Raw genomic sequence first — 14,081 nt, forward strand, 5'->3', positions numbered from 1 at the left:
TGTCTTATAACTATCTTCCCAACTTATTAGGAATACCTTCACAACCACCAGGAATAGTAGCTCTAGTTTTTTCGCCACCCCAAGTACAACAGTAGCAACGTGCAGACTCAGACATCCGTTGCACATTACTGAAATCGGCATTTTCCACTACAGCGCCAGTTTGTTCGCCGGTTTCATAATCTGGGGGTTCAGTTCGACTGCGGGGTGATGCTTTATCTACTACACCGTAGAATAGGCGAATGCCGTTGATGTCGGCACCAGTGAGATTAGCATTATATAAAATTGTGCGGGAGAGGTTGGCTTTTACTAAGTCACAACCGGTCAAATTAGCGCGGACAAGATTCGCTTCGCTGAGGTCAGTCCAACGTAAATCAGTGCCAGAAAGGTCTGCTGCGGCTAGCATTACACCTAAATCGATGACACGCAAACCTTCCAGACGGTCTTCTGCATATCCGCCAGTCCCATCGAGAATGGCTCGACCTAATAGGCGATCGCGTTTTAGGGGTGATAACAACTTGGAACGTGAGAGAAAGCGGAGAATTTTCGCTTTACCACTACCATCAACGCTACTTAAAATTGCCGCAGTGCGTCCTTCAGCGATCGCTCTTTCTTGAGGCCAATCTTCTAATAATCCTTCTTCATCTAACACCAAGTCTGAAATGCCTTGGAAATAGGAATCAATTGTCTGTTGCTGGGTAATAATATTTTGCTGAATCGTCAGCATGTTTTGCTGAATTGTCAAGTCTTTGGAAATAACATATTGCCGCCACGCTACATAAACGGCAATGATGGCGATCAGAATTTGTCCCAAAGCGCCAAACCATTCTGCTAGGCTACCAGCAATATCCCAGTTAATTTTGCGTCCTAAAGCAAGTAAGCGATCGCTCACACCTGTAAACCGGATCAAGCCGATGATTGCTACTATTAGCCCCAAAAAGGCCACAAAAAGGGTGCGCTCTTGGGGTGAAAACCACTCGTTTAAAACTTCTCGGAACCAAGGCAATAATATGGCTAAGGATAACAGCAAAGTTATCAGCGTTCCGATAATGCCAACCATCCAGTTATTGAGGATAATTCCGATGAATGTGATGGCGATCGCTATTAGAGTAATTAGCAATGCCCTTGGCTTAACTGTGAATTGGCTGGTAATGGGTTGCTTGAAGTCAGAACGGGCTTGTTGTAAAGCAATTGTATGTTGCGGAGATTGTAAAGACCCAATCACCGCGAGTACTTCTGAGGTTAGGTTTCTCTCAGTTGAACTACCGTCAAAGTCATCCGGTTGCAAGTCGTTTTCGGGGACTGGTTCTGGGGTTGGTAGATTAGAGGAATCGGATTCAATCGTCATGTTTTCTATTTTGCCCCTTCAATCCTGGTTATGCAGCGTTCCTACGGTGTAAATTGTTAAAAAATAGGCTCAAGATTATCCTGCTTGTGCTTGTGGCAACTATCACAATTGCCCTAACAATAATCGCCAGACCTGTTACTCACCTGACTTTAAAAGCTTGGAGCGATCGCAATGATCGTCAACCTCTGCCTCCTGGCACGGTTGATGATGCCAGTCACCTGACATCAGACACAGGTGACAATTAAGCAGGTTAAGAGTCAGCCTGGAGTTGCTGAGGTGCTACTACAGTCTGTACTTAGAGATGCTTTACGTCAAGGTAAGAAGGTAGCGATCGCAGGTTCACGCCATACTATGAGTGGTCAATAATTTGGGATAATTTATTTTTTGCAAGTCGCTAAATGAAGTGTATCTGATGATTTTAAGCTCTTTACTCTGTGTCCTCTGCGCGGCAGTCGCTCATGGGGGAAACCCCCTTCTCTACGAGACGCTCCGCGTTCGCGTAGCGTTCCAAAGGAAAGGCGCTAGCCTCTCCCTTTGGGAGAAGACCGAGCTGCCTTGCCTCTGTGGTTAAAAAACTTTTAAACCGCAGAGGCACAGAGATCGCTGAGAAAAAATAAGAGATTTTATAAGTCACATTGAAAGACCTATTTGAAAAACTATGTCGTAGGGGCAATTCATCAATTGCCCCTACGACATGGATAAAAATATATATTGTGGGGTAAGCATCTTGCTCTCCCTGATTAATCAGCGTGCAAGATATCCACCCCACAAAATTGAGTAATTTATTTGTTGGAATTCCCAGTCCTTTGCCCTCAATTAAGGTGCAAGGGCATTACCCCGAATTAGACTACCAATGGTTTTGGCAGTAATCTTCAATTGGGTGATGGGATTAGCTGGGACAACCGTTTTATACAGATAGCTATCGAATGTTAGCCGTTGTACATCGAGGTCATCACACATTTCCACAAACGCTTCGCGGGTAGCGTCGGAACGATAGAACACGCTTTGCAGAATGTCCAGCACCTTGTAGGTGAGTCCGTATCTTTTATCCCAACGCTTCAGGTAAACCTTGAGGTCGCCTTCTGTAGGAATACGGCTACCACTGTTAGATGCTTCTACAATGGTTTCGGCACACATCCGCCCAGATTTAGCGGCAAAATAAATACCTTCGCCAGAGGATTTGGTAACGTAACCAGCAGCATCTCCCACCAAAGCGATGCGACCAACGACACGACGGGGACGGGGATGTTCAGGAATGGGGTGGGCTTCGACTTTGATGATTTTACCGCCTGCCAATTTTTCGGAAGCACGGGCGCGGATACCAGCTTGTAACTGTTTGATGCTGGCTTTGTTGATGTGCATTGTGCCAGTACCGACAGCTACGTGGTCATATTTGGGGAAAACCCAAGCGTAGAAATCGGTCGAAACGTCATCACCGACATACATTTCGGCGAGGTCGTTATAGTAGGCCATTTTGTCTTCGGGTAAGCGAATTCGCTCTTGGAAAGCGATCGCATAATTGTAATCCCCAGCGTCCATTTCTTTGGCAACGCGAGAATTAGCCCCATCTGCCCCAATGATTAAATCCACCTTCAGGGTTTTAGCAATCCCCTGTGAAATACCTTCTGTATGGTCAACGTAATGGATGGTATAGGGATCAGTATTGTTTCCTGGTATATCAAGTTTATGAACAGTGGCATTAATTAAATTTGCGCCTAATTTTGCCGCGCGATCGCGCAAAAAGCCATCCAGCACTTCCCGGCGGCACATTCCTATATATTCATCTTCATTTACCAGATTGATATCAACTTCCCGATTAGAAGGTGAAATCATTTTCATCTTCCGTACCCGGCGATCGATAATCTCTGGTGGTAAGTCAAATTCACTCACCATACATAGGGGAATTGCGCCCCCACAAGGCTTTGCATTGTCTAGCTTCCGCTCAAATAGGTAGGTTTCAATCCCAGAGGCTGCCAGTGTTTCAGCGGCAGATGAACCAGCAGGGCCTGACCCAATAACAGCAACCCGTAGTGTCAAAGGTCTTTCTCCCAAATCTTCACATTTACCGAGAGCATACTACCACGGTCTTTCTAGTGATTTGGCGGTTTTCCTCCAGGTTTATGCTTAAATGCAATATTCCTTAATGTTTCGATACGAATTGAGGATTGGGAATGGGGCATTGGGGATTGGGAATTAGGGATTAGGTATTGGGAAGAATGAAGAATATTGCCTAGTCCCCAATCCCAAAATATGCAGATTTCTTTGTTCGATTCTTTTACTAGACAAGTTAGTGTCGCCGTAATTACCGGATATCAAAAGCACATTTCCCCACACAAAGGTTTTGCTTGTGCCCACAGAATATTATATGGCGGCGAATCTTGCTCTCAATATATCAAGCGGGTAATTGTTAATGAAGGGTTAAAAGTAGTATTTGTCAATAGTCGTGAACGATTTCAAGCTTGCAAAGAAGCTAACCATATTTTGCGTAAACGCGTAGTAGCTTTCCGCTACGTAACTTCTATGTCAATCGAAAATTCCGAAGAATCCACAGAGGAAGAAGCAGAAACACAGCAACGAAAACAAGCATCTGGTAAAGTTGGTCAAACATCCTCATTTATTAACAGCAACAATACTGAATGTTTTGATTGTGCCGATTTGGGCTGCAATTGTGCCGAGATACTTAATATTGCTCCTGATTGTAGTCCCCCTGATTGTGGTTCGCCAGATTGTAGTTTCTTAGATTGCAGTGGCGCTGATTGTAGCTTCCTCGACTGTGGCAGTTGCGGTAGCTAAATCTTGTTCATCCATAAATAACGATATATGGTATATGTAAGACACAGTAATCCTACCAAGGATCTGTAGATTTAGTTGCAGAGGTATAGCAGCAGTGGGCATAGTAGTTGAAAATGTCTCCAAACAATTCGGGAGTTTCAAGGCAGTTGATGAGGTTAGCCTGGAAATTAAGAGTGGTTCGCTAGTTGCGTTACTTGGACCGTCGGGGTCGGGTAAATCTACGCTACTACGGTTAATTTCAGGTTTAGAAATGCCAGATAGCGGCAAAATCCTGCTTACCGGTAAGGATGCTACATACCAAAGCGTACAGCAGCGCAATATTGGCTTTGTATTTCAGCACTATGCCCTATTTAAGCATTTGACTGTCAGGCAGAATATTGCTTTTGGCTTAGAAATTCGTAAGGCACAGCCAAAGAAGATTAAGGGAAAGGTAGAACAGTTACTAGAGTTGGTGCAATTGAGTGGATTAGGCGATCGCTACCCATCACAACTTTCTGGTGGTCAAAGACAACGGGTAGCCTTAGCAAGGGCATTAGCAGTAGAACCTGAAGTATTACTTCTAGATGAACCCTTTGGCGCACTTGATGCTAAAGTCCGCAAAGATTTACGGGCATGGTTACGCCGCCTCCATGATGAGGTTCATGTTACCACGGTTTTTGTCACCCACGACCAAGAGGAAGCAATGGAAGTTTCCGATGAAGTTGTGGTCATGAATAAAGGGCGCGTGGAACAGGTGGGGACACCATCGGAAATTTATGATAATCCTGCCACCGCATTTGTGATGAGCTTCATCGGCCCGGTAAATGTATTACCCAGCAACTCGAAGATTTTTCAAAGTAGCGGGTTTGATGCGCCACATCCACAAGTATTTTTGCGCCCGCAAGATGTGATTTTAGAAAAGGCTGCTAACGGTGCCACTACACCTGCAACAGTGAGCCGATTGATACATTTAGGTTGGGAAATTCAGGTAGAATTAACTTTCGATGATGGGCAAGTGGTGATGGCCCATTTAACGCGCGATCGCTTTAATGACTTAGAGTTAGAACCGAAACAGCGTATATATGTCAAGCCAAAGGATGCGAAATCCTTCCCTGTGTCTTATTCAATTTAGACTTTTGCCAGTTTCCCAACGATCAAAACCCCTAGTTAATCGCTGTCTAATTCAGCTATTGGCTAGGGGTTTTAATCTTACGTAGGTTAGAGAGAGCATCACTTTACAATGCTAAAATTGTCTACAATTGTAATGGAATAAAATAGCAGAACAATTAAATTGATTAGCCAATGAATAAAAAGTCCAATTAATTAATCGTATAAGAAATATAGAAAATATTTAGGTGACATAGTTATATAAGGTAAGTAATATTTCAGCAAAATTTCAATATAAAACTTTTATTTAATTGAAATTAAAATCTGGATTTGGGTATTAAATAACATTAAATAAATCGACTAAAAGCATTGAAATATCCAGCAAAAACCCGGTCACTCAGTTAGGTAAATAAACTGATTTTTAACGTTGATTTAGACTTGAATAAAGCTGCTTGTATTTGTCTTTGTGCCAGTGTATAGACCAACAAGCATAACAACACCGAAACTTCCAAGATGAAAACCCTAATTATTGACAATTATGACTCTTATACTTTTAATCTTTACCAATTAATTGCAGAAGTAAATGCAGAGTATCCCACTGTGATTTACAACGATCAATTTGCATGGGATGAACTGCAAAATTGGGAATTTGACAACATTGTGATTTCACCAGGGCCAGGTCGTCCTGAAAATCTAAAAGATTTTGGGATCTGTCGTCAAGCTATTCAAAATACCCAAGTGCCACTTCTAGGTGTTTGTCTTGGACATCAAGGACTTGGTAACGAGTATGGAGGAAAAGTTATTCATGCACCCGAAGTTCAGCATGGTCGGATCAGTGAAGTTTATCACAGTGGTACTGATTTATTTGCGGGAATTCCTTCCCCTTTCTCTGTTGTGCGCTACCATTCTTTGCTGGTTGCAAATGACCTACCAGACTGTTTAGAAAAAGTAGCGTGGACAGAGGACAATCTGGTGATGGGAATGCGCCATCAATCTTTGCCGCTATGGGGTGTGCAGTTTCATCCAGAGTCAATCTGTACTCAGTATGGACAAACCTTATTCGAGAATTTTAGAGAGATTACCCTAAAATTTGCCCAAGAGCGAGGCAATAGTCCGAGAAAACACTATTGGGTAGGAGATAGTGGTGCTGCTCCCATACCTCCAAGTTCTTCTTCCCAAAAACAGCAACAGGAATTTCAACTTTGTACGCAGAAGTTGAATCTGTATCCCGATACCGAACAAATGTTTGTGCATTTGTTTGGCAAATCACCAAATACCTTTTGGCTAGATAGCAGTCTGGTTGAATCTGGTCTTTCGCGCTTTTCCTTTATGGGAGATAGCGGTGGCGAAAACAGTCTGCTAATTCGCTATCAGACGCGATCTGCCGTAGGCGGCAGCGCTTCGCTAACGCAGGAACTTACAATTACACAGTCCGATACCATAAGCTGTAAGACAAAGGGGATTTTTGAATATCTCCAGCATGAAATTGAACGGCGACATTGCCCATCTGATGATTTACCCTTCGATTTCAACTGCGGGTTTGTGGGTTATTTTGGCTATGAACTAAAAGCAGAGTGCGGGTCTAAATTAAATCACGCCTCTAGCTTACCTGATGCTATGTTTCTGTTAGCCGATCGGATGATTGCAATCGATCACCAGGAGCAAACACTCTATCTGCTTTGCCTAATTCAGCAGGGACAATACGACTTAGCAGAAGCCTGGTTTGAATGGATAAAACACCAGCTTGACCATCTTCTTCCCCTATCGCCTATTGTTCCACCAGAAGTTCAGACACCTGTTATTTTCCGATTAAGTCGGTCTGAAAGGACTTATCTTGATAATATTCAGATGTGTTTGCAAGAAATTCACGAAGGAGAAACTTATCAAGTTTGTTTAACAAACAAGATTCACACAGACACAACACCCGATCCCCTAGTGTTCTATCGTTCATTACGCCGCATTAATCCTGCTCCATACTCTGCATTTTTGCGCTTTGGCGATGTGGCGATCGCCTGCTCATCTCCAGAGCGATTTCTGCACATTGATTGCCAAGGCTGGGTGGAAACAAAGCCTATTAAGGGAACGCTACCACGAGGAAAAACACCCAACGAAGATTTTATCCTGCGTGAAAAATTGCGGAACAGTGAAAAAGATCGGGCTGAAAATCTGATGATTGTGGATTTGCTTCGCAATGATTTAGGACGGGTTTGTGCAGTCGGCACTGTCCATGTTCCCAAATTGATGGATGTAGAAACCTATGCGACTGTGCATCAACTGGTGACGACTATTCGCGGTCATTTACGCGCTGATATGAACGCCACAGACTGCATTCGCAACGCTTTTCCCGGCGGTTCGATGACAGGCGCTCCCAAACTCAGAACCCTTGAGATTATCGATCGATTAGAGCAAGAAGCACGGGGAGTTTACTCAGGAGCGATCGGCTTTTTGGGATTGAATGGTTCGGCTGATTTGAATATTGTCATTCGTACTGCTGTGCTGACTCCAGAACAAACCTCAATTGGCATTGGCGGCGGCATTGTGGCGCTTTCCGATCCTGAAATGGAGTTTCAAGAAACACTCCTGAAAGCAAAGGCATTGATTCATGCCATGATGATCGCCACGCATGGAGCCTTTGATTCTAACCAATATTATATCCAGGGGATAGAAACAGAGGCTTTTGATAGCTATAAAAAAGTGCGAGCAGTTTCCTAGCCGCCGCTAACTTCAGTCGGGCAACTCGCTCAAAATCCCAACAGGTGGGATTTTTGTTAGACTACTCACCTGTGCGTAACCAATATAAAAAAATGGGGTTTAACGCCTTAATCCTCAATTGGATATCAACTGCGATCGCCCAAATGAGGTAAATTCGTTAAGACAAGCTTAACAGGGATATCCTCTGAAACTCCCCTATTCCCCCTTCCCTAACATGTTTGTCAAATTAACTGTTAATTTTTTAGTTGTTGGGCTTTATAACAAAGACTACTAACAACTTTATTTAAGATGCTAACTCTGTTAAAAACAATTCGACATGCGATCGCAAGTTGGTGGTCTGAGTTTACCCTCCAGACTAAGCTGCTGGCTGTGGCTACATTGGTGGTTTCCTTGGTGATGAGTGGTTTGACCTTCTGGGCTGTGAATACAATCCAGCAGGACGCGCGGATGAATGACACCCGCTTCGGGCGTGACTTGGGTTTGCTGCTTGCTGCCAATGTTGCCCCCTTGGTTGCTGACAATAATCTCACGGAGGTTGCCCAATTTTCTCAACGCTTCTACAGCAGCACCTCTAGCGTGCGTTATATGCTTTACGCTGATGAAACCGGGGAAATCTTCTTTGGTATACCTTTTTGGGAATCCGAGGTAGAAAATTCCCTCACCATTAAACGGCGAATACAACTGCCAGAAGATTACCCTGGTGATGGGGAAAAGCCGATGGTGCGGCAACACATGACCCCAGATGGAGTTGTTACCGATGTATTTATTCCTCTGATCGTTAATAAGAAATACTTAGGTGTATTAGCGATCGGTATCAACCCCAATCAGACTGCTGTTATCTCCACCAATTTTACCCGCGATGTCACCATTGCCGTTTTTATCACGATTTGGGTAATGGTGATTTTGGCAGGAGTAATAAACGCTTTGACCATCACTAAACCAATAAAAGAACTCCTAGTTGGGGTAAAGGAAATTGCTACCGGGAATTTCAAGCAGCGCATTGATTTACCTTTAGGGGGCGAACTAGGGGAGTTAATTTTAAGCTTTAATGAGATGGCAGAGCGATTAGAACGCTATGAAGAACAGAATATTGAAGAACTGACAGCCGAAAAAGCCAAGCTAGAAACCCTAGTTTCCACGATCGCAGATGGCGCTGTGTTGATTGATAACAACATGCAGGTGATATTAGTCAACCCCACAGCGCGGCGAATTTTTGGTTGGGAAACGGCTGATGTGGTCGGCTGCAATGTGTTGCATCACTTACCGTCAGCAGTACAAATGGAAATCAGTGGCCCATTGTATGAAATGGCAGCAGGCGAATGTGAAAGTGCCGAATTCCGCATTTTTCTTAACCAACCCACCCCTCGGACGATCCGTATTCTTTTGACGACAGTACTCAACCTGCAAAGAGAAAGCATCAAAGGCATTGCGATTACCGTCCAAGACATAACCCGTGAGGTGGAATTAAACGACGCAAAAAGCCAATTTATCAGCAACGTTTCTCACGAACTGCGAACGCCTTTATTTAACATCAAAACCTATATTGAAACCCTGCATGACTACGGCGAAGACTTAGGATTAGAAGAACGGCAAGAGTTCTTGCAAACAGTTAACCATGAAACCGATCGCCTGACCCGCCTAGTTAACGATGTTTTAGATTTATCAAAACTCGAATCTGGTCGTCAGTATAACTTCGATGGAGTGGATCTAGCCCAAGCGATCGAGCAAACATTGCGTACTTACCAACTCAATGCAAAAGATAAAGGTGTTGAACTTCTTCAGGAAGTTGCTGCTAATTTACCCCTGGTAATGGGTAATTACGATCTGTTAGTACAAGTTTTTGGCAACCTAATTGGTAATGCCCTCAAATTTACCAAAGCTGGTGGTAAAGTAGCAATCCGCGCTTACCAACTAGATTTCAAACCCAATTACAGCCAATCTTCTCCAGTGCGGATTGAAATTTCCGATACTGGAATTGGGATTGCTACAGAAGACCAGCACTCAATTTTTGAACGCTTCTTTCGCGTAGAAAACCGAGTTCACACCTTAGAAGGCACGGGTTTAGGATTATCGATTGTCAGAAATATCATCGACAGACATCGTAGTAAAGTCCATCTAGTGAGTGAAGTTGGCATTGGCACAACTTTCTGGTTTGACTTAGCCGCCTTTGAGGAAAAAGCGCCACCGATACAAGTTGAAGCTATTACTGAAGCATCCACAATCACCACTGTCTAAAGTTTAGGGATTGGGCATTGTTGTTAATTTCGACCATTTCCTATTCCCAATCCCCAGTAAACACCAATCAAGACCTTAATATCACGAGCAACAAACAGAGCAATAATAAACCTAATAGCAACAGCAAAGCCTGATTGCGTTTTACCCAAGTTTTCACAGTTACAGCAAAACTGTTAGTGTAACGCTGCTGTTCCAACTCTAACTTTGTCTGTTCAATATTTTGGTAGAGGGTACAGTCTTTGGCGTAGGGACGCTGAGGAAAATTGCAAGTATCATCAGCGTGATAGGTGCAGGTGTCGCACAGATACCCATCCCCAGTAGCGCGGTGCAATGGAATACCGGGATGACCGTAAGCTTTGAGTGTAGTCCGGCAATAGGGACAACTAATAGCTTGACTATCAACGAGTTGATGGCAGTGGGGACAAGATACAGTAGCCAAAACCTTTAGGGCAAATAGGTAAACACTTTGATTCTACCCATTTACAAGGGTAATGGGTAAATACATAGGTAGCCTGTTAATTTTGAATATAGCTAGCTCTCAGAAATGGTTATTTTAACAGTAGAAGTACTAATTTTATGAGATTATTTATATTTTTCTAAGTGATTTCTATTACTCAATATAATTAAGGCTATGCCATAATCTAGCAAATATGAGGTTTTGCCCGAAGTCCAATAATTATTTAGAGGTAGAGAAATATTGCCTTTTAATCCTGAGCTGTGCCGTAACGAAAGCGAAGTTGAAAGCAAACTCATAGTGCAATATTTGCTACCACAGCTAGGTTATACTCCTGACACCTGGCATCAAGAAGTTGCAGTTGGTAGCATCCGCTTAGATTTCTTAGCATTTGCTGCACAGGTGATTCCCTTTGTCTTAGATGCCAACTCACCCTTGAGTGTCGTCATGGAGGCAAAGCATCCCAAACAAAACTTAAATAATCATGTTCCCCGACTCAGGCATTATTTGACCAGCTTGAATGTCAGGTATGGATTGCTGACTAATGGCAAAGAGATTAGAATTTATCAAAAATTACAGGCTGATATTCAGTTAATATTTCAATGCTCTGGGAAAGAAGTTGAGATAAAGATAGATGAAATTAAAACTCTAATTGGTAGAGAAAGCTTGAAAGAAGGACAGCTAGTAGATAAATCAAAAATTCAGATAGAAAATAATTCAAATTTTGAAACAAACAGGCAACATTCAATGAAAACGATTGCAATCTACCACAATAAAGGCGGCGTTGGAAAGACTACTGTTGCAGTCAACCTGGCAGCAGCATTACGTAAAAAAGGTAAAAGGGTTCTTTTGATTGATATAGATTCTCAAGCAAATACTACTTTTGCTACAGGATTAATAAAATTTCAATTTGACGAAGAAGATGACTTACGAGATTCTAACATTTATCATTTATTAGAATCAGGGGATTTTTACTTAATACCCGATGTTACTCGAAAATCACATTACTTTAACAACCCTGAATTGGATGTTATTCCTGCACATATTAATTTAATAGAAGGTCAGTATAAACTTAATCAAATTGATGCTAGTAAAACTAGATTAGTTACGAAATTAAAAAAAGTAGAGCAAGAATATGACATTGTTATTATCGATACGCCTCCATCCAGAGATTTATATGCGAAAGTTGCACTTGTAGCTGCTGATTACCTGATAATACCTTCAGATTTAAAGCCATTTGCAAACCAGGGGTTGTTAAGTGTTAAAAACTTTATTATAGAAGTTAATGAATTTAGAGAAATGATAGGAAAACAAGACATTATATTAATGGGTATCTTGGCTTCAAAAATCTCTACTAATTCTAAATTTTTACAATATACTTTTCCTAAGCAAAGAAGCGTAATTTTAGAACGTTACAATCTGCCTTTGATGGAAGCAGTAATTTATGATAGAACTGTGCTATCAGAATGTATGAATCAGACTATAACAGTTGGAGATTTAGAATATCCTGATCCAAAATCTGTTATGAAATATGCAGAAGAATTAAAATCAGATGCTCAAAAATCTGCTATGGAATTTGAAATCCTAGCAGACGAAGTATTAACAGGAATAGGGTTAAATAAATGATGAATTTCTCTTTAGTAGATGTAAAAAGTATTACTTCTAATGAACCTCGATCAAATTTTTCAGAGACTGATTTGGAAAATCTCGCAGACATAATTATAGAAACAGGAGGAATTATCAGACCATTAGTTGTGAAAGTGACAGGAGTAGAGAGTTATACGGTAATTGATGGACATTTTGAATACTATGCTGCTGTCAGGGCACGAGAAAAAAATCCTCGGCAAGCTGAAATGGTTAATGCCTTTGTCATTGCCCCAAAATTAGAAAATTTAGTTTTAAAGCAAGTTGCATCTCTCAAAGGAATTGATTCTTCTACTAAACCTGTAGCACCACAGCCAGAAACAACAAAGTTAGAACCACGTCTGACAAATTTAGAATTACGTCTTGAGAAGCAATTCAATGAATTTAAGTCAGAATTTATACAAGAAAGACAGAGAATAGAGAATCAGTTCAAGCAACTTGAAAACCTTATTCCCCAAAAGGGTGAACAAAATAATCCACTTAGTTTATTGAATTCTTTGGATAAAGATGAATTATCTATAAAATTACAACGCTCTAGAATTTCTGGAGCAGAAAAACTTGCTAAAGCTATAGAAGATGCTCGACATAAAAAGCCAAAGCAAAAATTTGAAGATTACCGTGATGTAGTAAAATCTGTTAAAAACTTGGGTGATAAAACAATTTTGACTATTATTGATGAGTGGTCAAGAAGTTATTAGAATCGTAGGTTGGGTTGAGCGAAGTGAAACCCAACAATTAAAGCTTAATGTTGGGTTTCGTTCCTCAACCCAACCTACGCAGGTTAATATTTTTGGCTCTAACTGAACCGTATTGCAATATGTCAATGTTTAACCCCGCACCTGTCGCAGTGCATTAAACGCTTTACCTCGCAACCCAACGGGTAACAATGATAATCCTAAACCAGTCCAAGCTTTAGGAGTTGAAAAAGACTGTCCTGCCAAAACTAGCTCTCTGCCTTTTTGCGTTTCACCCTTTTCAATTAAACGCAAACCTAATAATAACTGCGTTTCAGTTAAACGATTTTTCCTGATTGTCTCTATTTTTTCAGAATCAAACTTATAACTTTCTAAATACCGCATTTTATCAAATAAATAAGGAATGGCTCTATTTATACCTTGCTGTTCTGCATGAGTGCGATATTCCATCAATAATTTTGGTAAATAATAACCCTTTTTTCCCGCCAAAGCTAAACGCACAAATAAATCATTATCCTCACAATTTTGCATATTTGGCTGCATAAATCCTAAATCTTGCAAGGTTTTGCGGCGAAATAATGTTGCGCCAACTTGAAAGCTTTGGTTAACAAATACAACTTCCAACAAATTATCTACAACACCTGCTGGTAAATTCTTCCTACCCCAGCAATGAGTATTTTCTTGAGTTTTTGCCTCATCCCGCACATTGTTAATATCAATTATCCAATGGTCTGTACCAACAAAATCAATGCTCGAGTCTTGAGCGAGAATCGCTGCGGTACTTGCGAGAAAATCGGGTGTGAGCCGATCGTCATCATCAAATTTAATAAAATATTCACCACTGGCTGCATCAAAGCCAGAGCGCATATTATTACTTTTACCAATATTTTGCAGATGACGGATATATTTAATCCGGTGGTCTGTATACTGTGACATTAACTCAGGTGTGCGATCGCTAGAACCATCATCACAAACAATTAGCTCAAAGTCTTGCTCAGACTGATTCAGTACACTGTCAATGGCATAAGGAAGAAGATGAACACGATTAAAAGTAGGAACGCAAACAGTAATTTTAGGCATATTTTATACTAGTAACTAGAAAATATAGAAAATAGAA

At 41.5% G+C, this 14,081-nt stretch carries 12 protein-coding genes; 8 read left to right on the forward strand and 4 right to left on the reverse strand.

Features of this window, described 5'->3' with window-relative positions:
- Positions 1–10 precede the first annotated feature (10 nt).
- Positions 11–1,345, reverse strand: coding sequence for a pentapeptide repeat-containing protein (locus IQ274_RS14880; RefSeq protein ID WP_194142714.1), 1,335 nt, complete (start codon positions 1,343–1,345; stop codon positions 11–13).
- A 92-nt stretch (positions 1,346–1,437) separates the two neighbouring features.
- Here IQ274_RS14880 and IQ274_RS14885 point away from each other — a divergent pair, with 92 nt between their 5' ends.
- Together IQ274_RS14885 and IQ274_RS37365 are read left to right on the forward strand one after the other, a co-directional pair.
- On the forward strand, positions 1,438–1,590 hold the full coding sequence (locus tag IQ274_RS14885; protein WP_163928565.1) for a hypothetical protein: 153 nt from the start codon (positions 1,438–1,440) through the stop codon (positions 1,588–1,590).
- Positions 1,580–1,711 (forward strand): hypothetical protein, encoded by a 132-nt coding sequence (locus tag IQ274_RS37365; protein WP_265578546.1) that lies wholly within the window; start codon positions 1,580–1,582, stop codon positions 1,709–1,711. Before IQ274_RS14885 ends, IQ274_RS37365 begins: the two co-directional genes overlap by 11 nt.
- Positions 1,712–2,161: 450 nt before the next feature.
- On the opposite strand, the gene chlP is transcribed toward IQ274_RS37365, so the two are convergent.
- Complete coding sequence (gene chlP / locus IQ274_RS14890; RefSeq protein ID WP_163928566.1) at positions 2,162–3,382, reverse strand: geranylgeranyl reductase; 1,221 nt, start codon at positions 3,380–3,382, stop codon at positions 2,162–2,164.
- Between the two features lie 213 nt (positions 3,383–3,595).
- Between chlP and yidD the strand changes: the two genes are divergently transcribed.
- The 4 genes from yidD (at position 3,596) to nblS (ending at position 10,171) form a co-directional block, all read left to right on the forward strand.
- Positions 3,596–4,138 (forward strand): membrane protein insertion efficiency factor YidD, encoded by a 543-nt coding sequence (gene yidD, locus IQ274_RS14895; RefSeq protein WP_194142715.1) that lies wholly within the window; start codon positions 3,596–3,598, stop codon positions 4,136–4,138.
- A gap of 94 nt (positions 4,139–4,232) precedes the next feature.
- A complete protein-coding gene (locus tag IQ274_RS14900; protein ID WP_012410079.1) occupies positions 4,233–5,249 on the forward strand; it encodes a sulfate/molybdate ABC transporter ATP-binding protein in 1,017 nt (338 codons plus the stop codon).
- 488 nt (positions 5,250–5,737) lie between these two features.
- Positions 5,738–7,936 (forward strand): aminodeoxychorismate synthase component I, encoded by a 2,199-nt coding sequence (pabB, locus tag IQ274_RS14905; RefSeq protein ID WP_194142716.1) that lies wholly within the window; start codon positions 5,738–5,740, stop codon positions 7,934–7,936.
- Between the two features lie 288 nt (positions 7,937–8,224).
- Positions 8,225–10,171, forward strand: a complete 1,947-nt coding sequence (gene nblS / locus IQ274_RS14910) for a two-component system sensor histidine kinase NblS (protein WP_194142717.1) — start codon at positions 8,225–8,227, stop codon at positions 10,169–10,171.
- A gap of 67 nt (positions 10,172–10,238) precedes the next feature.
- On the opposite strand, the gene IQ274_RS14915 is transcribed toward nblS, so the two are convergent.
- Positions 10,239–10,610, reverse strand: coding sequence for a zinc ribbon domain-containing protein (locus IQ274_RS14915; RefSeq protein ID WP_194142718.1), 372 nt, complete (start codon positions 10,608–10,610; stop codon positions 10,239–10,241).
- 258 nt (positions 10,611–10,868) lie between these two features.
- Here IQ274_RS14915 and IQ274_RS14920 point away from each other — a divergent pair, with 258 nt between their 5' ends.
- Positions 10,869–12,251 carry an AAA family ATPase gene (locus IQ274_RS14920; protein WP_194142719.1) on the forward strand — a complete coding sequence of 461 codons (1,383 nt, stop codon included), beginning with the start codon at positions 10,869–10,871 and terminating at the stop codon, positions 12,249–12,251.
- The gene (locus IQ274_RS14925; RefSeq protein ID WP_163928572.1) at positions 12,248–12,967 is read left to right on the forward strand and encodes a ParB N-terminal domain-containing protein; all 720 of its coding nucleotides are present in this window, start codon (positions 12,248–12,250) and stop codon (positions 12,965–12,967) included. The genes IQ274_RS14920 and IQ274_RS14925 overlap by 4 nt, the downstream gene beginning before the upstream one ends.
- Before the next feature lie 129 nt (positions 12,968–13,096).
- On the opposite strand, the gene IQ274_RS14930 is transcribed toward IQ274_RS14925, so the two are convergent.
- On the reverse strand, positions 13,097–14,044 hold the full coding sequence (locus tag IQ274_RS14930) for a glycosyltransferase family 2 protein (RefSeq protein ID WP_194142720.1): 948 nt from the start codon (positions 14,042–14,044) through the stop codon (positions 13,097–13,099).
- Between the last annotated feature and the right edge of the window lie 37 nt (positions 14,045–14,081).

This window comes from Nostoc sp. LEGE 12447, from assembly GCF_015206985.1.
In the GTDB taxonomy this organism is placed as follows: Bacteria; Cyanobacteriota; Cyanobacteriia; order Cyanobacteriales; family Nostocaceae; genus Nostoc.